Below are 23132 nucleotides of genomic sequence, written 5' to 3' on the forward strand. Positions count from 1 at the left end.
CCTGATCCAGCCCGGGAACCTGGTGCCAGGTCAGCACCCGCGACCCCCACGCCGGCGCCCGCCCAAACCCCCCCCCCCCCCCCCCCCCCCCCCCCCCCCCACACAGCAGCAACGCAGCCGCCGTACCCGGCTCGTCCCACAGCAGACAGGTCGGCCAGGACCCGTTCATACCGGCTAGCCTCAACCCGATTCCGGGAAGGCCTCGCCACCTCCAGCACCCGACCCGCACGCAGATCCCGGAGTACCACGCGCTGGAGTGTCGAAAGAGACGGGACACGCCCCACACCCCACTCCTCCAGCCCACCATCAGCGTGTGCCCGCTCAATCCGCCGATGCAAACCGCAGACGTTCCCACCCTCTTCCGCGAGCACCGCCCACAGCGGCTCGCTCAACGCGAACCCGTCCCGGCGCGGCCTCGCCTCGATCCGCCCCGCCCGCCCCTCAGCGAGCCAACGCCACACCGTCCGCTCCGACACCCCGGCAAGCTCCGCAGCGACCCTCACATGCAGCCGGGACACGACCCCCGACTCCTCCACCGCGAGCAAACGCCGAACCACCACACCCCGACCCGCGCCAGACCCCGCAGCCGAAGCCCCTGCCTCATCACGTACACCACGACCCGACCGACCAGCCATACCCGCCAGCACAACCCAAGCAGGCCACTCCGAACACAGGAACTTCCAACCCTGTGACAGCCACGCCATCCACGTGCTATCAGCGCATGGCAGCCCCCTGGTCACCCCATGACAGCCACCACGAAGCCAGGAACCATGCTGCACCACGCTAGAAACCCATCACACACCGATGACACCCAAACCCCGCCACCACACCCCCAACTCACAACCGTGTTGTAGTGGCCGGCCAGCTGGCGGCGCATCTCCGCCTCGGCTCCTCGTCGCCCGGCGGCAGCAGCTCGTCCAGCAGCCGCGCCGCGGCCTCGACCTCCGCACGCGGGCCGACCTCAGCCTCCAGCGCCAGGAACATCGCCGCCGCGTCCGGTTCCGCGCAGCCTCGGCGACCAGGTCCAGCTGCTCGGACCACAGCCGGTACACCGCCTGCAGGAAGCCCTAATCGCCGCAGAAACGCCGGTCGAGCCGGATCGTTACCTCAAGTTTCGCCTAGATCCAGTGACACCGCGGCGGAAGCATTCTTAGGTTCGTCTTACACGCGTCTTGACGCTTTTCACGTACCCCGCGGTTCCACGCGCACCGGCGATCCCGCTCCGCGTCCCGCGTCCCAGAGGAAAGAGTTGCAACATGAAGGTCCCCAAGGCTGGTGCGATGGCCGCTGTGATCGGCCTCGCCCTGACCGCCACCGGCTGCGGCGGCGACGAAGGACCCAAGGGGACCCTCTCCATCGGCATCGCCTTTGACCAGCCCGGTGTCGGCCTGCGCGAGGCCGGCGACACCTTCTCCGGTTTCGACGTGGACGTCTCCAGGTACATCGCCAAGGAGCTCGGCTACAAGCCGGAGCAGATCGAGTTCAAGAAGGTCGACAGCTCCGACCGCGAGCTGCTGCTCCAGTACAACGAGGTCAAGTTCGTCGCCTCCACGTACTCGATCAACGACAAGCGCCGGGAGAAGGTCGACTTCGCTGGCCCGTACTTCACGGCCCACCAGGACCTCCTCGTGCGCGCCGACGACGCCACGATCACCAAGGCCGAGGACCTCAACAACAAGAAGCTCTGTTCCACCGTCGGCTCCACCTCGGCGCAGAACATCAAGCAGAACCTGGCGCCGAAGGCCAGCCTGCTCGAGCTCGACGGCTACTCCGAGTGCGTGATCGCCCTCCAGGACGGCCTGGTCGACGCCATGACCACGGACAACGCGATCCTGGCCGGCTACGCCGCCCAGAAGGGCAACACGGGCAAGTTCCGGCTCGTCGGGCTGAGCCTGAGCAGCGAGAGCTACGGCATCGGCATCAAGAAGGGCAACAAGGATCTGCACGCCAAGATCAACGCCGCCCTCAAGAAGATGGTCCAGGACGGCTCCTGGGACGCCGCCGTGAAGAAGAACTTCGGCCAGGCCAACTTCAAGCACGAGCCCGCCCCGCACGTCACCTCCGCGAGCAGCTGACCCGCCCGGGGCAGCGGCAAGGGGGATCCGGCCCCCCTTGCCGCGCCACGACCTCGGTGCAGGAGGGCCTTGAGCGCCCAGGTCGGCATCGGTGTGCGCGCCGATGCTGGTCTTGCAGCAGGGTCAGAAGTGCAGCGGCACCTGGTAGGAGGCATCGCCCTGTTCCTCGAGGCGGATGTCCAGCCCCAGTGCCGCGAGCACGTCCGTGACGGCCGTGGCGGGATCACCGAGGGGCGTCAGGTCGAACCACTCCCCGCGCACGCGGTACTCCGCGAATCGCGCGTGCAGCGCGGCCTCGTAGTCGCCTTCGACATCCAGGAGCGGCAGGAGCTGGGCAGGCTGGCCGGTCTGGTCTGGGCCAGCCGGGACTTGAGCGTGCCGGTGGTCTGACCGATCTTCGTCAGCGGCGAATCCTCCATGCCGACCAGGTACGTCCGTACCGCCTTAGCCGGGCCCCGGGGCGCTGGCACCGTTGGAGCGGAGGGCACCGGGTACGCCTCCTCGTCCTCCACGTCCGCTGGCCTCAGTTCCCACACGAGCGGTGTGCTTCCGCCCTGGATGGTCATGGTCTTGCCGATGGGCGTGCCGTCGGCCCTGAACGTGGTTCGGATGATCTGCATGACGAGGACGCGGCCCGTGTACCCCAGGGCCTCCGGTTGGGCTTCTGTGGCGAGCCGGGAGGTGACCTCCGTCTCCTCCCGTAAGGCTTCGCTCGGTTGGGTCTGTAAGGGGCCGCGGCGCGGGCCGGTCAGGTTCCTCCATGGGCCCCGGCCCTGGGGGCGTCCGCCCACGCGACTAAAGGCCTCGCGCAAGGCTCCCGGGCGGCACCAGGCCGCTCGTAGTACGCGTACTCCTGTTGGAGCCACCAGGGGCAACAGCGTCTGACGGGCGCAGGCAGCTGCCCCGCCTCCTCACCCCAGCGCGTCGCCGAGCAGCCGGCGCGGGGCGCCGTCCAAGTGCCGGTGGAGCAGCTGGAGTGCGCCAGGCCGCTGCGGTACGGGGGTGGCAGCCGGTCGTGGACGGCGGCGGCCATCTCGGCGGCCTCGGCGTCCAGGGCGAACTGCAGCCATTCCTCCAGCGGTGGCCGCAGGTGTGCGGGCACGCCGTCGAACGGTCCGTCGTGCTCGGCCGCGGTGGTGAGTCCGGCGCGGACGAAGGAGCGCGGGCGGGGCGTCGTCATCATGGCGGAACGGTGGCGGCGGGGTGTCGCGTCGGACTGCCCTTATCCGGCGCGACAGAGGTCGTGGTCCAGGCGTACCCGTCACGGCCCGGCCGCCGGGGGTCCACGTCGAGCGCGAACGTGTGCACGAACCGTTCCCGCCTTCGGCAGGCCGGGCAGCCGCTGTCCGCCTCCATTCCACTCCGGCAGGCTGTGGAGGTTCTGCCGCAGCAACCAGCGGCTCGGCCGGGCGGCTCCCTGTGGAGCCGCCTGGTCGACGCCTTCCACAGACGAGACATTCAGGCGCCGGCGGCACCCGTCGCCCCGAACAGCCTGGAGTGGAGGGTCGATCCCGCCAACCAGGTACTGTTCGGCCCCGCCGAACGCTGGGACGTGGGAGCAGCGTGGGTGGCTTTGGCTAGGTCGTGAGACGTGAGTGCCGATTCGGGTTATTAGCTGAGAAGTCGTCAGTAAGGGGTAATTTCTGTAAGGCCTCTATGTGCCGTAGACATGATGCGCTGTCATATTTCTGCCGGATTGCCCCGTGCATCTCGTGCACCGACCAGGGGAAGGCAGGAAAATGGGTAGGTTCAGGTACGGAACCACGGTGTCGGCCATCGCGCTGGCCGCCTTGGGATCGCTCGCGGCCGCGGGAGGTACGGCTCACGCGGAAGCGGGTCAGGACACCATCAGCATGCTGAAGCAGGAGAAGACCCAGTGGTGCTGGGTCGCCTCCGGGTTGACCATCGCCAAGTTCCAGGGCTTCGGCTCCACACAGACCGACTTCTGCAACCGGGCCCAGCCCTACTACGGCTGCAACAACCAGCCCGCCACCCTCGACGACATGGCCAGGGGCTGGAGCAGCCTCGGCATGGCCCACACCGGCTCGGGCCTGAGCAGCGCAGCCACGTTCAACCAGGTGTACACCGATGTGAAGGCGGCCCGGCCGATCGGGGCCCGCATCGGGTGGACGTCCGGGGGCGGCCACATGAACGTGGTCTACGGCTTCGACACGTCGAACAACACGATCGCCGTCGCCGACCCGTGGCCGGACACCACCACGTACACGTGGTGGAACTACAACGACTACGTGAGCAACAGCTCGTCCAAGTGGACCCATTCCCGCATCGGTATCTCCCGCTAAGGCAGGCTGACATGCGCGACACCAGCGGCACCAAGACGTCCGGCAAGCGGGCGGCCTCTGCCTTCTCCCGTCTGTCCCTCGTCATCGCAGTGAGTGCGTCCGCGATGTTGTCCGTCGTCGGTCCGGCGCACGCGGCCCCGGGCAAGGATCCTCTCCCCGCCGACATCCCCGACTACCAGGCCGCCCTCGACACGGTGAAGTCCGCCGACGTCCACAACGCGGTGTGCCGCTTCCTGCGTACTCCGGTGCCCACCGGCAACGCCGGTGAGCCGGTGCAGACCATCCCCGAAACGGCGGAGCCGTGCCAGGGGCTCCCGGCCTTCACGATCAAGGACCCGGTGGCACTGAACGAGATCACCCCCGGGTTCGTCGCGGGCACCGCCAAGCCGCTGCCCACCGAGGCGGTCAAGCTGACGCAACTGGTCTCCTCGCTCAGCACCGCCGTCAACGGCCGCAACGCCACCGTCATGCTCGCGCCCACCCAGGGCGGCGGCTGGCACCTGGCAGCCGTGCGAGACGGCGACAGCGACGCCGCCTACGCAAGCAAGGCCACCCTGGGCACGCTGGTCTTCACCGAGCCGCAGATCCGCGGCTGGTACCAGCTCAAGCTCACCACCGTCGAGCCCCTCAACGACCAAGCCCGCCAAGGACTCGGCGGGCAGGCATCGGTGTCGCTCAGCGACTACCAGAAACTGGTCAAGGCCCGCTACGCCGACAAGCTGCCCGGCTCGGAGTACGACACCACCGGCTACTCCAGCGGCTACAGCCTCCAGCGCGCGGAAGACGACGCCCCGCCCTCCACCCTGCTCCTTGCCGGCGGTTCCAGCGCGGCACTCGCCCTGGCGGCCGGAGCCGTCGTGCTCCGCCGGCGGCGCCGCGCAAGCACCCGCTGAGCCCGACCCCGGACCACACTACGGTCCGTCCCGGCAGCCGGCCGGGACGGACCGTGGCGGCGGTTCGGTCGTCGCGTGCGGGGGTCCTTCAGGTGGTGTGGGTGTAGGCCAGTAGGTTCAGGGTCTCCTGGGTGGGGGCGGGCAGGAAGAAGCGTTCCGCGCCCTCGCGGCCCAGGGTCTGGTGTTCGGTCACGCAGGGACGCATCCGGTGCTCGTATGCGGCGAAGGCGGCCGTGTGGTCGCCGCCGTGGGCGGCGAGCTCGCCGGCGAGCAGGTAGGCGCCGATCAGCGCCTGGGAGGTGCCGCGGCCGGAGGTGGGCCCGGCGCAGTAGCCCGCGTCGCCGAGGAGGGCGACCCGGCCCGCGGACCAGGTGTCCATGACGACCTGGGCATTGGCGTCGAAGAAGAACTCCTGTGCGGCGGCCATCTCGTGCAGGAGGCGCGGCACCTCCCAGCCCTCGCCCGCGAAGCGGTCCGCGATGATCCGCTTGTGTGCCTCCTGGTCGCGGTGGTCGTACTCCAGGTGTTCGGCGGCGAAGTGGAAGGCTGCGCGGGCTTCGGTGTTGTCGCGGGCCGTGAAGATGTTGGCGGCCTTGCCGGGGGTGGCGTAGAGGAGGCCGGTGTTCTCCAGGCCGAGGTAGTTGTCCAGGTTGAAGATCGCGGTGTAGATGCCGAGGTGGCGGACGAACTCCTCCTCGGGGCCGAAGACCAGGGCGCGGGTGCGGGAGTGGAGGCCGTCGGCTCCGACGACCAGGTCGAAGCGGCGGGGAGCGCCGTGCTCGAACGTGACGAGGACGTCGTCTTCGTCCTGTTCCAGGGTGGCGATCGAGTCGCCGAAGACGTATTCGACGTTCTCGGGTGGCCTCGTACAGCATCCGGGTCAGGTCGCCCTTGAGGACCTCCAGGTCCCCGGCGAAGACCGCCGCGGGGAGGGTGGCGTACGGGCGGCCCTCGGGGTCCACCATGGTCGCGTCGCCCGTCTTGGTGTCCAGCGCCCGGATGCGGTGGAGGAGGCCCATGCGGTCCAGGACGTCGAGTGCCTCACCACGGAAGTCGACCGCGTAACCGCCGTCACGGAGCTTCGGGGCCCGCTCGACGATGGTGGGGGTGAAGCCGTGGCGGTGCAGCCAGTAGGCGAGGGCGGGGCCCGCGACGCTGCCGCCGGAGATCAGCACCGTCTGGGTGGTGTGGGGGTGCGGGCGGGGGTGGGTGGGGGGCTTGTTCATCGTTGGCTCCTCTGTTGGGATGCGTACAACGTATGTGGGTGAAGTGCTTCTGGGAACTGGGGAGTTGGGGAAAGTGTTCTAGGGCGGTAAGGTGCGTGCGTACTAGTGCACTCGGGAGGGTGGGATGACGGAGCGGGGACAGGCGCCGTACGCGCGGATCGCGGCCGAGTTGCGGGGACGCATCGAGCGCGGGGAACTGCGGCCCGGGGACCGGGTGCCCTCGACCCGCGCCATCACCCAGCGGTGGGGGGTGGCCATGGCCACCGCGAGCAAGGTCCTGGCCGCGCTCGGGCAGGAGGGGCTGGTGCGGGCGGTGCCGGGGGTGGGGACCGTGGTCGCGGCCCGGCCCTCGACGGGCCAGGGACGCCGGTCCGGCACGGACGACGACGTGCAGCGGCGTGCACGGATCGTGCGCGCGGCCGTCGCGATCGCGGACGCGGAGGGGGCAGCGGCCTTGACGATGCGCCGGCTCGCAGCGGAGCTGGGGGTCTCGGCGATGTCCCTGTACCGGCACGTCAGCACCAAGGAGCAGCTCGTGGTGCTGATGGCCGACGCGGTGTTCGCCGAGGAGCACCTGCCGCAGCGGCCGCCGCCGCACTGGCGGGAGCGGCTGGAGCTGTCGGCGGCGCTGCAGTGGCGGCTGTACCGGGCCCACCCCTGGCTGGCCGGGGCCATGAACCTCAACCGCCCCCTGCTCATCCCCCATGGCATCCGGCACATCGAATGGGCCCTGGAGGCCCTGGACGGGCTCGGCCTGGACGACGACGCCCGGATGCACGCCGCCGTCACCCTCTTCGGGTACGTCCGCGGCCACGCCATCGACCTCGAACCGGAAACCGCGGCGGAACGGTCCAGCGGGGTGAACGGGGAGCAGTGGATGCAGGCCCAGGAAGCCCGGCTCGCGGCGCTGGTGGACGGCGGGTCCTTCCCGGCCTTCGCCGCCGCCCGTGCCGGCGCCGGCCTCTCCCCCGAATCGCTCTTCCGGTACGGGCTCAGCGCCCTGCTCGACGGACTCGCCGCGCGGATCGCCACGCCGCCGAGCTGACCATCGCGGCGCGCCCGGCTCCCGCCCGTCACCAGCGCTTGTACGCGGTGAAGGGGCGCGGTCCTCCTCTTCGTCGCCGTTAAAGGGCTGTGTGGTACCTCGGTCGGCTCCAGGCTGTGCAGGAAGGAACCGGACGCGCGGGGGGTGTGTGGGTACGGTCCGGTGAGCGGCCCGCCTGCGGCCGGCGTTTGACTCATTCCGATCACATCGAGTGTGGGGGGAAGCGTGGACGTTCTCACGAGGAGTGCGAAGCGGGGCACGGTGAGGTTGGCGGCCGTGGTGGCGGCTGCCGCGGCCTTCGTGGTGTGGTCGGTCGGACCCGCGCAGGCGGGCACGGCGGAGGTCAGGCGGACGCTCTACCTGACGAACAGCCCCCGGCCAAGCGACTACGCGGGCACCGACACCCGGTACATCTACCTCGCGGCGGACTACTACCTCTGGGAGGTGCTGCTGTTCGACGAGGACACCCATCAGATCGTGCCGGGGAGCCGGCAGCAGCGGACGATCTGGCTGCGGGCGGACACCTACGCCTGGCGTTGCTCCATCGGGGGCGCGGACAGTTACCTGTACCAGGACTGGTGCACGCTCACGGCAGGAACCGCCAAGGCGGAGGTGGGTCCGACGACGTTCGGGATTCGCTCGAGTGGAAATTACACGCTGATCGGGCGCCTCATCGGGTCATGACGGCAACCCGATTCCTCCTGCGTCAGGGGGACGCTTCGTAGTGGGTGGCCATGGTGGTGGCGCGGGTGTGCAGGGAGGTGCGCAGCCAGTGCGGGGTGAGGGCTTCGGCGTGCGTGCCGAGCTGCCACAGCGCCCATTCGGCGTGTCGCGGGTCCTGGAAGGTCACCTCCAGGCGCAGCCAGCCGCCGGGTTCGGTCTCTTCGGCACGCACGGCGAGGGCGGTGTCCATCAGGTCCTCGCGCCGCGCCGGGTCGATCCGTAGGCGCACGGCGACCTGGTCGCCGCCGGTGCGAAACCGGGTGCTGCGTTCCTGCCAGGCCCGGTCCAGGTCGACGCGGTCGGGGCGCTGCGCGGGTTCGGCGAGTTCCTTGGCGGCCAGGATCCGGGACAGCCGGTAGGTGCGGTCCACGCCGGACCGGGTGGCCAGCAGGTAGCCGCGGTCGCGAATGCTGACCAGGCCGATCGGGTCCACGGTGCGCCACTGCGGGGCCTGGTCGGCGGCGGCGTAGTGGATCTGCAGCTTGCGTCCGGTGAGTACCGCGCGTACGACCTCGGCCGCCATGTCGTCAGGCGGATCCTCGGCGGCCAGCCGACGTGAGAGGAGGTCGGTCTCCGGCTCGAGGAGCAACCGCTCGGCCGCGCCGGCCGCGGTGTCCCGACAGGTCTCGGGCAGCGCGTCCACCACCTTGAGCATCGCCGAGGCGAGCGCCGAGCCCAGGCCGAACACCTGTGCGCCGCGCCGTGATCCGGCGACGAGCAGGGCAAGGGCCTCGTCGGGGGTGAGTCCGGTGAGCTCGGTCCGGAACCCGGGCAGCAGGGCGAAGCCGCCGTGTCGGCCGCGCTGGGCGTAGACCGGGACGCCGGCCCTGGACAGCGCCTCGATGTCGCGCAGCACGGTGCGGGTGGAAACCTCCAGCTCGCGGGCCAACTCGCCGGCGGACAGCCGACCGTGTCGGCGTAGGAGCAGGACGAGGGAGACAAGTCGGTCAGCGCGCATTCGAGAATTTTATCGAATACGTGACAGGGGGTGTCGTGATGCGTTGGCAGGCTCATCAGCACGAGGAAGCTCGACGAATCGACTGGAGCTGATGTGGCGATGGAACGAACGGCGGTCAACCCGGTGACGTGGTCGGTGGAGATGGGGTTCAACCAGGCGGAGCTCGTCTCCGGGCACAGCCGGACCCTGTACTGCTCGGGTCAGACCGCGACGGGCGCTGACGGCGATCCCCGGCACGCCGGTGACATGGCGGCGCAGTTGGCGCTGAGCCTCGACAACCTCGAGGCCGTGCTCGCCGAGGCAGGCATGTCCCTTGCCAACCTGGTCCGTCTCACCGTCTACACCACCGACGTCGACCGGCTCGTCCGGGACTACGGCGTGCTGGCGTCGCGATTGGGCGGCGCCGGGGTGGCGCCGGCCACCTCGATGCTGGGCGTGGCGCGGCTGGCCATCCCCGACTTGATGGTGGAGCTCGAGGGGACCGCCGTCGCCTGATGCCGCCCGCCGCCCGCCGCTCACGGGCGTCAGGGTGCGGCCGGGGGCGGTAGGTGGCGGGTGAAGAACGTGCGCAGGAGGGTGCGGACGGTGGGGACGGTGGTGCGGGGGGTTGCGCGGCCGACCATCGCGGTGCGGGCCTCGGCGGTCATGAGGGCGGCCTCCTGGAGTTGGGGGACCAGGGCTGCGTAGTCGGTGAAGGCCCAGTGTGCGGTGTCGTCCAGTTGGTGGCGGGCGGTGGGGCCGGCGTGGGCCAGGAGGGCCGTCCAGGAGCGGTCGAGGCGGGCGTTGCGGAAGCCGTCGGTGCCGGCCAGGAGCAGGGGCCGGTCCGTGCCGTGCCGGGCGACGGGGAGGAGTTCGCCGTCCATCTGGTCGAGGTAGCCCTCCAGGTTGGCGGCGGCGGCGATCCGGCGGTCCTCGTAGAGCGCCTGGGCGACGGCGGTGCCGCCCGCGGAGTGGCCGTAGAGGCCGACCCGGTCCAGGCCGAGGGTGTCGAGGACGAACCGGAGGTCGGCGACGCGGGTGTCGATCATCGTGCGGAAGGTCGCCGCGTCGATGTCCGGGCCCAGGGCGGTGGTGCGTACGCGGGGGCGGCCGGGCCGGTCGTCGGGGAACTCCACCTCGCTCGCGTCGCCGGGGTGGTCGACGGTGATGACGGTCCAGCCGTGCGAGGCGAGGTCGGTCGCCAGGGAGCTGCCCATGCTGCGGGCGTCGCCGCCTCCGGGGCTGTAGAGCAGGACGGGGCGCCGGCCGGGCAGCGGTGGGGCGCCGGCCCGGGCGTGGGTGAGGGTGGCCGCCCAGTCCACGCCGGTGGCCGGCAGGGGCGGGTGGATCAGGTGGGCGAGGACGGCGAACTCGGCGGCGGCTGCGGGGGTGAGGTGGGGGGCGCGGGGGAAGCCGCGGCCGGGTCGGGCCGGCTGCAGGACCGTGGCCATGAGTTCGCGTGCGCCGATGGCGGGGTCCCAGGGGTCGGTGCGGGAGCGGTCGACGAGGTGGAGGGTGCGGGCGCCCACGGGGTGCGGGCCGCTGGGTGCGGGGAGTCGGAGGTGGGGGGTGGGGGAGCCCCCGGAGGCCGAGGCCGAGGCGGGGGTGGGGGCCGGGGCGAGGAGCAGGCCGGCGGCTGCTGCGAGGGCGGCCTTGGCGATGGTGCGGCGGCCGGGTGGGGAGGAAGGGGGCATGGCGGCATCCTGGAGGCGGGCGGGGGCCGTTGCGAGGGTTGTGGGTGCGGCCGAAAGGCTGGTGCGGAGGGGGCATGTGTGCTGCGGGTTCACTTCACTGCCGAGGATCTCGCGCGGGTGCGGTTCGCGCCGCGGCCCTCGCCCGTGCCCGAGCTGCACGCGGCGCTGATGCTGCTGGGCACCGCGCACGGGGAGCCGCTGCTTGGGCGGTGGCGGTACAGGCTGCTGCGGAGCCTGCCGAGCGCGGTCGAACCGCTGGCGGACCTGGTGCCGGGCGGGTCGGCCCCCGCCTTCCTCGACGTCCTCGGCGACTCGCTGGACGAAGGGATCGCGATGGTCAGGGCGGCCCGCCCGGAGTGCGTGCGGGCCGGGATCGAGCAGGTGTACGCCGGGCGGCCGGCCCCGCCGTGGATACGGGCCCTGCACGGCGGGGACGCGGGTGCCTGGCGGGTGGTGGACCGGGCGCAGCGGGCGGCGTTCGAGTCGGTGCTCGCGCCGGTGTGGCCGCAGGTTCAGGAGCTGCACCGGGCGGAGTTCACCCGGCATGCGCTGACGGTCGCGGGGAACGGGTTGGGCGCCGGCCTGAGCGGGTTGGCGCCCGGGTCGCGGCTGCGGGAGGGGGTCTGGGAGTGGCCGCCGGGTACGGGCGCCCGGGGGGTGCGGGAGGTTCGCCTGGGCGGGCGCGGGCTGATCCTGCGGCCGACGTTCCACTGGCGTCGTGGGCCGCTCGTCCAGGACCTGCCGGGCCGGCCGGTGGTGCTCACGTATCCGGCGGGGCGGGGGCTGCCGCCCGTACCGGAGGGGGGTGGGGCGCCCGAGGAGCCGCTTGCGGGGGTTCTGGGGCGGACCCGGCTGGCGCTGCTGCGGTCCTTGGACGGCCCGTGCACGACGACGGGGCTGGCCCGGCGGCTCGGCGTCAGCAATGCCACCGCTTCGGCCCATGCCGCGGCGCTGCGTGCGGCCGGCCTCCTCACCACCACCCGTACGGGCCGCTCGGTGCAGCACACGCGTACGGCCCTGGCGGAGCTGCTGCTGGGCGGGGGCGGGGTGCCGTAGGGCCGGTGTAGGGGCCGGCCGTACGGCGTCAGGGGGTCGCGTTCTGCTGGTTCTTGGCCCGTTTGGCGACGACCGCGGCCGCCGCGGCCGCGCTCGCGGTGAAGGCCGTGACGAGCATCCACCGCTGGTCGAAGGTGTGGCCCGTGGCGTGGTCCAGGGAGTAGCGGCCGGCGCCGGCCAGGCCGATGGTGGCGGCGGTGAACCCGAGGAACGCCGGGTACTCGAATCCGCCTCCCTGGGCGAAGAACCCGGCCGGGGCGTGGACGGACACGGCGCCCGCCATGGCGCCGGCCGCGGCGGCGCCCGCGGCCGGGGTGGCCAGGCCCAGGACGAGCAGTGCCCCGCCGCCGGCTTCGCCGAGGCCGGCTGCCAGGGCGCTGCGGCGGCCGGGGGTGAAGCCCATGTGCTCCATCGCGGCGGCGGTCTGGTCCAGGCCGCCGCCTCCGAACCAGCCGAACAGCTTCTGCGTACCGTGGGCCATCAGTACGGCCCCGGTTCCGGCGCGGAGGGCCAGGAGGGCGAGGTCGCGTCGGTTGATCCGGATCATTGGGTCTCCCTGGGACTGCGGGGCGGGTCGGCTGCGGGTCGGGCTGCGGGCCGGGTGCCGGTGTCGAGAACATCCGTATCCCCTCCGGGCTGTGGCGCCCCGCGCCCGGGGTTACATCCGCCGGACGGGCGAGCGGGGGCGAGTACGGCGCAGGGCATCGTCGTATGGATCGGCGAGATCGCTGCTTCCTGATGTGCGGTTCGTGTGCGGTCTGCGTGTGGTTCGGCGTGCGGTTCGGGGGTGCCGTGTGTAGGGTGCCGGTGGAGGTGAGCCCTGTGACCACGGAGAACGAGCTGTTCAGTGCCGTTGATGCACTGCTCGAACAGGTCGGCCAGGACCGCCTGCCGCCGCCTGCGGAGCGCAGGCGGCTCCGCGAGGCCGCCGGGTTGAGCCAGGACCAGATCGCCGCCGTGCTGCAGACCCGGCGCGAGACGGTCAGCGGCTGGGAGTCCGGCCGGAGCGAGCCGCGCGCGCCGAAGCGGGGGGCGTACGCGAGGCTGCTGGAGGGGCTGGCGGAGCGCTTCCCGGCTTCCGAGAACGTTTCCGAGGGTGGTCCCGAGAGTGGTCCCGAGAGTGATTCGGAGCGTGCCTCCGGTTCCTCCGTCGGCCCTGTCTCTGCCTCTGTCTCCCCCGTTTCCTCTGTCTCCCCCGTCTCCCCCGTTACCTCTGTCTCCCCTGTCTCCCCCGTTTCCTCTGTCGCTGGCCCTGGTTCCGGTGCCGTGAAGGCTTCGGGTCGGGTGGAGGCGCCGCCGCGGGTGCGTGAGGGGCGGGGCGGGGGAGGCTCCGTTGCCGGGGATCCGCGGTTTCCCCACGGGCCGCTGGCCGTGCTCGACGCGGGGGCCGATCGGCAGGTCGTCGCGTACTGCGTCGGCGGCCTGGTGCTGGACGTGCCGGCCAAGTCGCTGCCCACTCTGGTGGAGTGGGCGCTCGGGGAGGCGGGGCTGGGTGCGCCGCGGCTCGTCGCCAACGGGCGCGACGCCGATCCGCTGCTGGTGCTGACCGATGCCGCCGCCGAGCGGTACGGGCTGCCGGCCCGGCTGTCCCAGGAGGAGCGGCACGCCGGCCGGCTGCCGGAGGACCACAAGGTCGTCAAGCAGTTGGCGAAGGCACAGTGGCAGCTGACCCGGCGCGGGCTCGGGCCGTGGGCGCGGATCTACCGGCCCGCGCAGGGCGGCAAGCGGTCCTGCGTGCAGTTGTGCCTGCCGGGCTGGGACGCCCTGGACAGCCGTTCCTGGGGGCGGGCCGCCGAGCTGCCGCCGGCCGAGCTGGCGCGGCTGCTGGGTACGTACGCGACCCGGGTCCTGACCCCGCGCGGGTCGACCGCGGTCAACGGCCTGGAGCTGATGACCTCCCTGCACCCGCCGACGCGGGCGGGCCGGCCCGATGCCGACGGCCGCCGCCACAGTGAGCACAATCCCGGCTCGCTCGGCACCCAGCCGGTGGACTGCGCGCCGCCGGAGGCGCCGGACGGGCATCCGCTGCTCGCGCACCTGCCGCGGTTCCACCAGCGGGGCCCGGAAGAGGTGCTGGTGGAGGAGGCGTACGACTGGGCGCGGCCCCTGACCGATGAGGAGTGCCTCCGGCCGTACGTGGTGGGGATCGACGTCAACATGGCCTTCGCCGCGGGGGCCAACGGTGCCGTCGTGGGCCTCGGTGCGCCCGTCCATGTCGAACGGCCTGCCTTCGACGCGAAGGTGCCCGGCTGCTGGCTGGTCGACCTTTCGCACGTGGAGCTCGATCCGCGGCTGCCCTCGCCGTTCACCGCGACCGGCGTGCGGCCCGAGGGGCCTGCGTGGTACGCCACCCCGACCGTCGCCTACGCGGTGGAGCTGGGGTACGAGGTCCGTCCTGCCGAGGGCTGGCTGCGCAGGGAGACCGGCCGGTACCTGGACGCCTGGTACCAGCGGCTGCGCGACGCCTACGTGGCCACCATGGCCGACCTCGGCGTCACCACCGGGATGGAGCCGCAGGCCTTCCTGGAGGCGATGGCCCGGCACCGGGAGGTCGACCCCGAGCTGGCGCTGGTGCTGTCGGCGATCAAGGCGACCGTCAAGGGCGGCATCGGCAAGCTCCGCGAACGGCCCCGGGGCGGCGGCTGGCGGCCCGGCCAGCCCTGGCCGGCGCTGCAGCGCCCGACCTGGCGCCCGGACATCCGCGCGGCCGTCATCTCGCGGACGCGGGTCAACATGCACCGCAAGATGCTCAGGACGGCCGCGGCCACCGGCCGCTTCCCGGTTGCCGTACTGTCCGACTGCGCCGTGTACGCCTCCGACGGGCCCGGTCCGCTGGACTTCCTCCCGTACGAGGACGGCAAGCCCCTCAAGGGCGGCTTCCAGTTGGGCGTCTCCCCCGGCATGGTCAAGCACGAGGGCACCCAGAGCGTGCTGTGGGCCGAGGGCCTGCGTGAGGAGTACGGGGGCGAGCTCAACCTGGCCCGGTACATCAAGGACGGCCGGATCACGGCCGAGGACAGCGGAGAGTAGGCGGGCCCGATGGCCACGGTCGGCGAAGGTCTCGAGGAGGCGCTGCAGCGGGCGTTCACCCGCCCCGTGCCCAAGAGTGCCGGCGCCCGGATGCGCTTCCTCGTCAAGCAGTACAAGGGCCGCACCCAGGACGTCGCCCGGCTGCTCGGCATCAGCCGGCGCACCGTGGAGCGGTACATGAAGGACCAGCTCCGCCAGCCCCGGCCGGAGCTCGCCGCCCGGCTCGAGCGGGAGGTGCGCCTGCGGTGGCAGCCGCAGGTCCGGGCCCGGGCGAAGAAGGCCGCCGCCACCACGGGCGGCATCATGATCGACACCCGTGCCCGCTTCGGCTACACGGCCGCGCCCGGCACCACCGACGACGCCCGCATGCGCCACCTCACCGTGGCGCTCCCGCCGGAGTTCGCCGGCCGGCTCTTCGAGGCCCAGGAGGGCGGGGCCACGGAGCAGCGGCTGCGGCAGATCGCCGCCGAGGGTCTGCAGGAGACCTACTTCAAGGACCACGGCCGGCGGGCCCAGGGGCTGCTGGTCGAGTACACCGAGCTCGAGCACATCGAGTTCGAGCTGTAGGAGGCCCGTAGCGGGCCCGAGCGCGGCCGACGACACCGGTCGGCTGGTGTCGGCCGACCCGACGATCGTGCGAGCCCACCAGCACGTCATGGAGGGCTTCCGAGGGCACCTCGGATCGGTCACCATGAAGGTCCGTCGGCGATCCGAGGGTGGGGATGAGCGAGGGTGAGAACGTTCTCGACGGACCCCGGAGCAAGCCGGAGCAGGTCGGACCCGCCCCGTGGCTGGCGCTGGCCTGTCTGGTCGGGCTGATCCTGGCCTACGTCGTACTGGCGAACTTCACCGCAGAGCTGCGGGCGGTGCTGTGGGGCGAGCCCGGCACCGTGACCGAAGCCGACTGCCGGACGTACGACAACACCGCGGCCAATGCGGGAACCTCGACGTCCTGCTCGGGCACCTTCACCCCCGACGGCGGCGGCCCGTCGTTCGACGTCCCCGTCGAGGGCGACATCGATTCGCAGCCGGTCCGCGCGTGGCTGGTGGACGGCGCGTCCGGCACCGCGTACGTCTCACCCACGGTGTGGGCAGGGGTGCTCCCGGTGGGGCTGTCCCTCCTCCTGGCCGGCATCCCGGCGGCGGTGACGGTGAAGCACGTACGCCGCGTCCGCACACCACGCCCCAGAGAACCGCGTCACGGATCGGACCCGGCATCGAGTGCCTGATCGGCGACGAGCACGACGGGTACGGCGAACACGTCACCCGGCTCGACGTCGACAAGCCGGACCTGCGGGCATCCGCCGCTGAAGCGCTCCGTCACGGGCACCCGCGTGCCGGGGTCCTCCACCAGGACGAAATCGGTCCCGTCTGCGGCTCGGCAGGCGGGCGCGTCGCCGTGCGCTGGCCATGCTCGAACCCCAGCCGCCCGAGACAGCGTTCCGGCCTCCCCCTCCCCCGGCGCTCCCTCCCCCGGCCCGGGGGGACTGAAGCCCGGCTCACACGCTTCGGTCCCTGTCCCTTCGGTCCCTGCATAAACCTGCAGGTCAGGGGCTCGGGCCTCGGATCACAGGGACCAAAGGGACTCAAATCTCTAGTTATGAGCTGCTCAGGCATACCCAGTCATACTTACGCGGGCGCATACACGCACGCACGTAAAGGCCGGAAGTAGGGATTCTGAGTCCCTTCAGTCCCTCCCCCACTCCCAACAACGCTCTGACCTGCACTTTTCTCCAGGGACTGAACACACAGGGACTGAACAGGGTCTGACGGCTTCGGTACCTGCGGCGGTCCGAGCGGCGGTCGGGCGGAGCGGAAGGGCTCTGCCGCGCCCAGGGACCGAAAGGGACCGGGGGTCCTGCTGCCGGAGGGTCAGGGACCGAAGGACGGGTCAGGGAACGGGCCGCGACACGCCCGGGTGGGCACCGGCTTCGGAGAAGGGGCTTCTCCGGACAAAGCAGTTGGAAACTGCCAGGGACCGAGGGACTGAAGGGACTGAACTTCGGATACGGCGGAGATTGCATCCCGAGCGGTCACGATCTCTGGGGTAGTCTCCGACATAGTGAATCTTCAGTCCCTCTGGTCCCTGAGGTGCAGGTCGGCGCACACCTCGGAGAACAGCCCCGGGACAGCAGCAGCCCCTAACCATGCGTCAAGGAAGAGCCAGTGCCCGTCCATTCCGAGAGCCTGCCACACGGTGAGAGTGGCAGGACGGCACGGGACGTGGCCGCCTGGCTGGCCCGGCGGGGCTACCCGGTGCACCCTCTGGCCCCGGGGACCAAGACGCCCGCCCCGAACTGTCCCGACTGCCGCAGCGCCCACCACCCGCCGCAGGAATGCCCCTGCCGTGCGCAGGGCCGCTGGTGCCACGGCTTCCACGCGGCCACCACGGACCTGCCCACGCTGCTGCGCTGGTGGGAGACCGAGCCCGGATTCGGGGTCGGGGTCTCGTGCGGGCCGGCCCGGCTCGTGGTCCTCGACGTGGACGCCCACCGGACCCCGCTGCCGGACCGTCAGCGGCTGCTGCCCGGCATCCCCGTGGACGACCGGGTGGACCTGACCGGACTGCAGAACGGTTTCGACACCCTGGCGCTGCTCGCCGCGTACCGCTCGCGCCCCCACCCGTGCGAGGACGCCTCGACCCTGCGGGTGCGTACGCCGTCGGGGGGCATGCACATCTGGTACCGGGCGCCCAAGGACGGTCCGGGCTTCCGGTCGTCCACCGGCTCCAGCCCCAAGGTGGCGCTCGCCTGGCAGGTCGACGTACGCGCGGTCGGCGGCTACATCGTGGCGCCCGGCACCCGTACGGCCTCCGGCGTGTACGAGGCCCTGCCCGGAGCACGGCTCCCCGCGCCCCTGCCGCTGTGGCTGACCGCCGAACTCACCCGCACCGGGCACTCGGTCGGAACGACCCCCGCAGAGCCCTCCCACGGCCCCCTGGCGGCCCGCCCTCGCCGCCCGCAGGCCCAGGGCCCCGCAGGGGCCGGACAGCGCATCCTCGCCCCGCTCATCGACGCGGTGCGCGCCTGTGGGGCCAGCCCCGCAGGAACGGCCTTCAGCGAGAAGCTCAACCGGGCGGCGTTCACCGCGGGCGGGTTGGCCGCCGCGGGCCACTTCCCCGCCGAGGAGTGCCGCCGCCTGCTCCTGGAGGCCGCGGACGGGGCACGGCCGCACCAGCCGCGCCGCAACCGCCTCATCGTCGAAACAGGGCTCAACGCCGGAAGCAACCGACCCATCCACCCCAAGGAACGCCCATGAGCAGCGCCGAAAGCACGGGGTTCAACGCCCAGGCAGCGGCGGAACAGCTCGCCGCGTTCACCACGGAGACCGTCACGCCCGGCCGGCGCCTGCCCGCCCAGCAGGGGGCCGCCCAGGCGGCGGCCGGCACGGGGGCGGGCGACTTCATCTCCTCGGGTCTGCTGCGCAACCTCACCGACCGCGGCAACGCCAAGCTGTTCGCCCATCTCCACCACGACCGGTTCCGCCATGTGGAGGGACTGGGCTGGTACGTGTGGGACGAGTACCGGTGGAAGCGCACGGGCGGGGAGAAGGCGGCGATCTGGGCCGCCGGCGAGATGGCGGAGGAACTGCCCGACCACGACCCGCGCGGGGTCTTCACCGACCGGGAGCTGGCGCAGCACCGCAAGCGCGCGATGTCCACCTCGGGGGTGAAGGCCATGCTCACCCAGGCCAAGGCCTCGCCCGAGCTCGCCCTGGACCCCGACTCCCTGGACGGCGACAAGTACGCCCTGTGCACGCCGTCGGGCGTCGTCGACCTGCGCACGGGCGACCTGCACAAGCCGGACCCGACACGGGACCTGCACTCGCGCGCCACGCACCTGGCTCCGGAGGCGATGCCGACGCCGCGGTTCCACGACTTCCTCGACCAGACCTTCGGCGACGACGACAAGGGCAAGGAGATGATCAACTTTCTGCATCTCCTGCTCGGCTACTCCATCACCGGGGACGTGGGCGGCCAGGTGCTGCCCTTCCTGTACGGGGTTGGCGCCAACGGCAAGTCGGCCCTCCTCGACGTGGTGATCAAGATCCTCGGCGACTATGCGGACGTGGCCCCGCCCGGCTTCCTGATGGAGCGGGGCAAGTTCAACGAGCACTCGACCGAGCTGACGGAGCTGCACGGCCGTCGCCTGTTCGTGTGCAGTGAGCTCAAGCCGCACGACAAGTTCGACGAGGCCCGCGTCAAGCTCCTCACCGGTGGCGACCGGCTCAAGGCGCGCCGCATGCGGCAGGACTACTTCAGCTTCGAGCCGACCCACAAGCTGTGGCTGCTGGGCAACCACCGGCCCGAGGTGGGCACCGGCGGCCACGCGTTCTGGCGCCGGATCCGGCTGATCCCCTTCGAACGGGTCGTCCCCGACCACCGTAAGATCGACAATCTGGCGGAGGCACTGGTCCAGGAGGAGGGTCCGGGCATCCTCCACTGGATGATCCAGGGAGCCAAGGCCTACCTTGCGACCAAGCCGGCCCTGACCGGGCCGAGCGTGGTCCGTACCGCCACGCAGGCCTACGCCACCACCGAGGACCACATCGGGCGGTTCCTGGCGGAATGCTGCACCACCGGGGCGGACCTGCCCGAGCCCCGCGACCTGAAGGTGGAGCAGGGCGCCCTCTACCGGGCCTACAGTGCATGGTGCCTCGACGGCGAGGGCCTGCGCCCCGCCACCACGCGTGCGTTCGCCACACGCATCCGCGCCGAGGTCGGCGTCGCCTCACCCAGTGAGATGCTCCGCTCGAACGGGCAGAAGTTCTATCCCGGCCTGGCGCTCCTGGCCGACGAAGAACAGCCACCGCGCGACGCGAACAGGGCAAACGCGACGTGATCGGCCGACGTGTGCCGCCTCCCCGGGGCGGGCACGCCTACGATGGACAAGGAAGATGAACAGACCCAGCAGCCGGCGGTGGCCCACGGGGCCCTGTCGCATACCGGTATCGGCGTCGCTCGCGGCGTGGAGGACCCAGGGGCCCGGAAGGCCCGACGTGAACGAGGAAGGACCCAGGCCATGAGCTCGCTACTGACAGCAAGCGATCTCGCCCACGAGGACAAAGTGGTGTGGCTGGAGGACCCCGAAGAGCTCGATTACGTACGGCAGGCCCTGGACAAGACCCCGCGGCGCCGGGGCAAGCCGCGCTACCACCGCGACGGCCGGATGATCGGTTTCACCGAGCTGGGCGACACCGCGGAAGCGGACCCCGACAGCGGTCTGCAGAAGCGCCGCGTCTTCTACCTGCTCCCCCACGACCGGGACGCAGAGCCCGACGGCCTGTACCGCGAAGGGGCGCCCGGCGAGGCGGTGGACCCGCGCACGATCGCGCCGCGGCAGGTCGGCAGGAAGACCGTGCGCTCGCAGCGCGGGCTGTCCGCTCCGACCGTTGCCTGAACTCGGTCACTTCAGTCCCTTGGGTCCCTTGGGCCCTTCTGTCCGCCGATCCGTTCGGGAGGCGCGCACACGTGCGCCCTGGGGTGGCTGAAAACCGCCTGAAGGTAATGGCGAATTTCAGTCCCTTCAGTCCCTTCGGTCCCTGGGCGGTCGTCCGGATGCTCCTCGGGGCGGTCCCTGGGGCGGTCGTCGGCGGGCGTTAACGCCGTTAATGCCCGCGTGGCCGAGGGACCGGAGGCGTTCGGTCCCTGCGCCGTTCACGTGGGGGCGTTAACGGCGTTAATGCCGTCAGCGCCCCCGGCGTGGGGTGGTCGGGCTCAGATGCGGGTCATCAGGAGTTCCGTGACGGCCTTGAGGTCGTCCGGGGTGAGGTGGGCCGTCAGGGCGTCCGCGATCGTCTCGGGGGAATCCGTGGCGATCATGATGCGGGGCGTGGCGGCCGTCGTGGGCACGGGGGGCTCCGGGGCCGGGGGCCGGACCGGGGCCGACGGCCGTGTGGGTGCCGGGGTGGAGCGCTGACGGGGCGGCGCCGGGGTGTTGATCGACTCCGTGGCCGCCGCCTCCTGCTGCTCCTGGGGAAGGCGGCCGATGCGGCGGGCCGGCTCCACCTTGAGCTCCCCCGAGTCGACCTTCTCCTGGAGGGTCGGGGTGAGGTTCAGCAGGGTCAGGCGCTGGGAGACCCAGGCGGGCGTCTTGCCGAGGCGCTTGGCGACCTGGGCCTGGGAGCCGTGGACGTCGACGAGCTCCTGCAGGGCGCGGGCCTGGTCCATGGGCGCCACGTCGACGCGGTGGACGTTGGCGATGAGCGCCGACTCCAGGATGTCCGCCGCCGATGCGGCGAGCGAGTCGTTGACGTGGATGTGCATCGTCTTCAGGCCGGCGAGCTGCGCCGCCGCGAGGCGGCGGTTGCCGTCGATGACGACGTACGGGGCGCGGCCGAGGCCGTCGGTCTGGCCGGGGTGGGCCTCCATGAAGGCCAGTCGGGTGGCGACCGCCAGGGGCTGGAGCTGGCCGCGGGTGGAGAGGGACTGGGCGAGCTCGTCGAGTTCGGTGAGGTCCTCGCGCAGGTTGAACGGGTTGTGCGCGAGGGCCTCGATGGGGACCTCGGACGGGGGCGTCACACCGGAGGTGGGGGCGCCGGTGGCCTCCGCGATGGCGGCGCGGCGCGAGCTGACGCTCACGGGCTGGGCCCGGGCGAAGGATGCCGAGACTCCGAGTTTGTCGGCCTTGCTCATGAGATCTCCCGGGCCAGGGCGCGCAGGGCTACGGCCTGGTCGCCCTTGGGTGCGTAGACGAAAAGGGGCTGCTTCACGCGGACGGCCTCGCGCTGTTCCTTGAGGTCGGGTACGACGGCGACGACGCGCGGATCCTTTATGTCCATCCAGGCCTGGAGCGAGGACGTGGCGATGTAGCCCCGGCGGCCGTCGTAGAGGTTGACGACGAGGCCGAGGTAGTCGATGTCGAGGCTGAGGTCGTCGCGCAGGTCGTTGATCTGGGAGGTGAGGAGGTCGTACGCGTCGGCCGAGGAGTCCTCCGCCTGGACGACGATCAGTGCGCCGGAGGCGCCCGGCTGCTCGGTGTCGCGGCGGCGGCCGTAGTAGATCGCGGCGTCCATGCTCAGTCCGAGGCTGGGCGGGCAGTCGATGAGGATGACGTCGTAGTCGGACTCCAGGGGTGCCAGGGCCCGTTCGAGGGCGGCTTCGCGGGCGCGGACCGTGGAGAGGCGGACGTCGAGGAGGAAGGCGTCCGTGCAGGCGGGCAGGAGGTGGAGGCGGTCGCCGAAGCGGGCGTCCGGGATGGGGACGACGAGGTCGGACAGGGGGCCCTTGGCCTCGCCGGCCATGTGGCAGGTGAGGCTGTCGCCGCCGATGGGCAGCGGCTGCTGGCCGAGCTGCTTGGTCAGGTGGCCCTGGGGGTCGAAGTCGACGAGCAGGACGCGCATGCCGAGGCCCGGGAGGTCCTCCAGGTCCAGGGCGTTCGGATCCGGGGCGGCCGGGTGGGGGCCTGCGTCCGGGGCGTCGCCCGAGGACAGGCGCGCCAGTTGGCGGGCCACGCGGACCGGGTGGAGGGAGTCGGGGTCCTCGGCGAGGGCCTCGGCGGTCCCGGCGGTGATGGCGGTCTTGCCGACGCCGCCCTTCTGGTTGCACACGACGATGCGGCGGACGACGGAGGGCCGCTTGACCGTGGGGGCCGGGTTCATCTCCAGCCAGAGGCGGACGGCTTGGGCGAGTCCCTGGATGAGGGAGACGCCGCGGTCCTTGGCGCCGGAGCGGAAGGACTCCCACTGGCCGGCCGGGAGCCAGGTGGAGAACGACTCGGCGCCGGAGGTGTCCACGGGGGACGGGGCGGAGGCGAGCGCGCTCCACTGGGCGATGCCCTGGTGGACGGCGTCCTGGATGTCCACGCGGAGTTGGGCGGTGCGGATCTTCAACTCCTGGCGCAGCCACGGGGGGAGTTTGGAGACGACCTTTTCTCGGTCGCTCTGAGACGAGGGCGAAGTCATGAGAGGGACTTTACTAACGTTCGCAGCCGAATGTGAGCGCCACGCTTGAGTTTTGCTAACGAAAGGGGTTCGGGAGGCCCCGATGCGGCAGGGCGGCCCCGCACCCCCGTGGCGAGCACCCCGCGGGTGTGAGAACACCGGTCGAAGAGTGCGTGAGGGCGGCCGCGGTGTTAACGGCGTTAATGGTCGACCCCTGGAAGTGTGGGGCGGTTCGTTGCCGCGGTTCGGGCGCGGGCGGAGCCTGGGGC

The 23132-nt window shown here is 71.7% G+C and carries 20 protein-coding genes and 1 pseudogene; 13 read left to right on the top strand and 8 right to left on the bottom strand.

The features are described 5' to 3' along the window. The first annotated feature begins 1256 nt into the window (after positions 1-1256). On the top strand, positions 1257-2075 hold the full coding sequence (locus AB0953_RS28625; protein WP_366862467.1) for a glutamate ABC transporter substrate-binding protein: 819 nt from the start codon (positions 1257-1259) through the stop codon (positions 2073-2075). Positions 2076-2198: 123 nt separating this feature from the next. Here the strand turns inward: AB0953_RS28625 and AB0953_RS28630 are convergent, their stop codons facing one another. After that, entirely contained in the window at positions 2199-2402 is a 204-nt protein-coding gene (locus tag AB0953_RS28630; protein WP_366862529.1) for a GIY-YIG nuclease family protein, read from the bottom strand. A 1526-nt stretch (positions 2403-3928) separates the two neighbouring features. Here AB0953_RS28630 and AB0953_RS28635 point away from each other — a divergent pair. Beyond that, a complete protein-coding gene (locus tag AB0953_RS28635) occupies positions 3929-4378 on the top strand; it encodes a papain-like cysteine protease family protein (RefSeq protein WP_241253650.1) in 450 nt (149 codons plus the stop codon). An 11-nt stretch (positions 4379-4389) separates the two neighbouring features. Then, the gene (locus AB0953_RS28640) at positions 4390-5271 is read left to right on the top strand and encodes a hypothetical protein (protein WP_366862468.1); all 882 of its coding nucleotides are present in this window, start codon (positions 4390-4392) and stop codon (positions 5269-5271) included. A gap of 88 nt (positions 5272-5359) precedes the next feature. On the opposite strand, the gene AB0953_RS28645 is transcribed toward AB0953_RS28640, so the two are convergent. Next, entirely contained in the window at positions 5360-6097 is a 738-nt protein-coding gene (locus AB0953_RS28645; RefSeq protein ID WP_366862530.1) for an FAD-dependent monooxygenase, read from the bottom strand. 196 nt (positions 6098-6293) lie between these two features. Further along, positions 6294-6497, bottom strand: a pseudogene (locus tag AB0953_RS28650) (FAD-dependent oxidoreductase); the annotation flags it as partial. Positions 6498-6621: 124 nt separating this feature from the next. Here AB0953_RS28650 and AB0953_RS28655 point away from each other — a divergent pair. Both AB0953_RS28655 and AB0953_RS28660 read left to right on the top strand, forming a co-directional pair. Next, positions 6622-7542, top strand: a complete 921-nt coding sequence (locus tag AB0953_RS28655; protein WP_366862469.1) for a TetR/AcrR family transcriptional regulator C-terminal domain-containing protein — start codon at positions 6622-6624, stop codon at positions 7540-7542. Positions 7543-7767: 225 nt separating this feature from the next. Continuing rightward, positions 7768-8226, top strand: a complete 459-nt coding sequence (locus AB0953_RS28660) for a hypothetical protein (RefSeq protein WP_366862470.1) — start codon at positions 7768-7770, stop codon at positions 8224-8226. A 22-nt stretch (positions 8227-8248) separates the two neighbouring features. On the opposite strand, the gene AB0953_RS28665 is transcribed toward AB0953_RS28660, so the two are convergent. Beyond that, the gene (locus AB0953_RS28665) at positions 8249-9223 is read right to left on the bottom strand and encodes a WYL domain-containing protein (RefSeq protein ID WP_366862471.1); all 975 of its coding nucleotides are present in this window, start codon (positions 9221-9223) and stop codon (positions 8249-8251) included. 99 nt (positions 9224-9322) lie between these two features. Between AB0953_RS28665 and AB0953_RS28670 the strand changes: the two genes are divergently transcribed. Then, positions 9323-9718, top strand: a complete 396-nt coding sequence (locus AB0953_RS28670) for a RidA family protein (protein ID WP_366862472.1) — start codon at positions 9323-9325, stop codon at positions 9716-9718. Between the two features lie 29 nt (positions 9719-9747). On the opposite strand, the gene AB0953_RS28675 is transcribed toward AB0953_RS28670, so the two are convergent. Next, positions 9748-10896, bottom strand: coding sequence for an alpha/beta fold hydrolase (locus tag AB0953_RS28675; RefSeq protein WP_366862473.1), 1149 nt, complete (start codon positions 10894-10896; stop codon positions 9748-9750). A gap of 78 nt (positions 10897-10974) precedes the next feature. On the opposite strand from AB0953_RS28675, the gene AB0953_RS28680 reads away from it, so the two are divergent. After that, positions 10975-11952 (top strand): helix-turn-helix domain-containing protein, encoded by a 978-nt coding sequence (locus AB0953_RS28680; RefSeq protein WP_366862474.1) that lies wholly within the window; start codon positions 10975-10977, stop codon positions 11950-11952. 28 nt (positions 11953-11980) lie between these two features. Here AB0953_RS28680 and AB0953_RS28685 read toward each other — a convergent pair whose 3' ends face one another. After that, positions 11981-12499, bottom strand: coding sequence for a DoxX family protein (locus AB0953_RS28685; protein ID WP_366862475.1), 519 nt, complete (start codon positions 12497-12499; stop codon positions 11981-11983). A gap of 275 nt (positions 12500-12774) precedes the next feature. On the opposite strand from AB0953_RS28685, the gene AB0953_RS28690 reads away from it, so the two are divergent. The 6 genes from AB0953_RS28690 to AB0953_RS28715 all read left to right on the top strand — a co-directional run bounded on the left by AB0953_RS28690 (position 12775) and on the right by AB0953_RS28715 (position 20381). Then, entirely contained in the window at positions 12775-14982 is a 2208-nt protein-coding gene (locus tag AB0953_RS28690; RefSeq protein WP_366862476.1) for a helix-turn-helix domain-containing protein, read from the top strand. A 9-nt stretch (positions 14983-14991) separates the two neighbouring features. After that, positions 14992-15549: an XRE family transcriptional regulator gene (locus tag AB0953_RS28695; protein WP_366862477.1), complete on the top strand. Its 558-nt coding sequence runs from the start codon at positions 14992-14994 to the stop codon at positions 15547-15549. A gap of 155 nt (positions 15550-15704) precedes the next feature. Further along, entirely contained in the window at positions 15705-16211 is a 507-nt protein-coding gene (locus AB0953_RS28700; RefSeq protein WP_366862478.1) for a hypothetical protein, read from the top strand. A 994-nt stretch (positions 16212-17205) separates the two neighbouring features. After that, the gene (locus AB0953_RS28705; RefSeq protein WP_366862479.1) at positions 17206-18240 is read left to right on the top strand and encodes a bifunctional DNA primase/polymerase; all 1035 of its coding nucleotides are present in this window, start codon (positions 17206-17208) and stop codon (positions 18238-18240) included. Beyond that, positions 18237-19823: a phage/plasmid primase, P4 family gene (locus AB0953_RS28710; RefSeq protein ID WP_366862480.1), complete on the top strand. Its 1587-nt coding sequence runs from the start codon at positions 18237-18239 to the stop codon at positions 19821-19823. The genes AB0953_RS28705 and AB0953_RS28710 overlap by 4 nt, the downstream gene beginning before the upstream one ends. 180 nt (positions 19824-20003) lie before the next feature. Beyond that, positions 20004-20381 (top strand): DUF6009 family protein, encoded by a 378-nt coding sequence (locus tag AB0953_RS28715; protein ID WP_366862481.1) that lies wholly within the window; start codon positions 20004-20006, stop codon positions 20379-20381. Positions 20382-20698: 317 nt separating this feature from the next. Here AB0953_RS28715 and AB0953_RS28720 read toward each other — a convergent pair whose 3' ends face one another. Beyond that, a complete protein-coding gene (locus AB0953_RS28720) occupies positions 20699-21616 on the bottom strand; it encodes a ParB/RepB/Spo0J family partition protein (protein ID WP_366862482.1) in 918 nt (305 codons plus the stop codon). Continuing rightward, on the bottom strand, positions 21613-22884 hold the full coding sequence (locus AB0953_RS28725; protein WP_366862483.1) for a ParA family protein: 1272 nt from the start codon (positions 22882-22884) through the stop codon (positions 21613-21615). The genes AB0953_RS28720 and AB0953_RS28725 overlap by 4 nt, the downstream gene beginning before the upstream one ends. Between the last annotated feature and the right edge of the window lie 248 nt (positions 22885-23132).

Source organism: Streptomyces sp. NPDC046866 (assembly GCF_040704625.1).
Classification (GTDB): Bacteria; Actinomycetota; Actinomycetes; order Streptomycetales; family Streptomycetaceae; genus Streptomyces.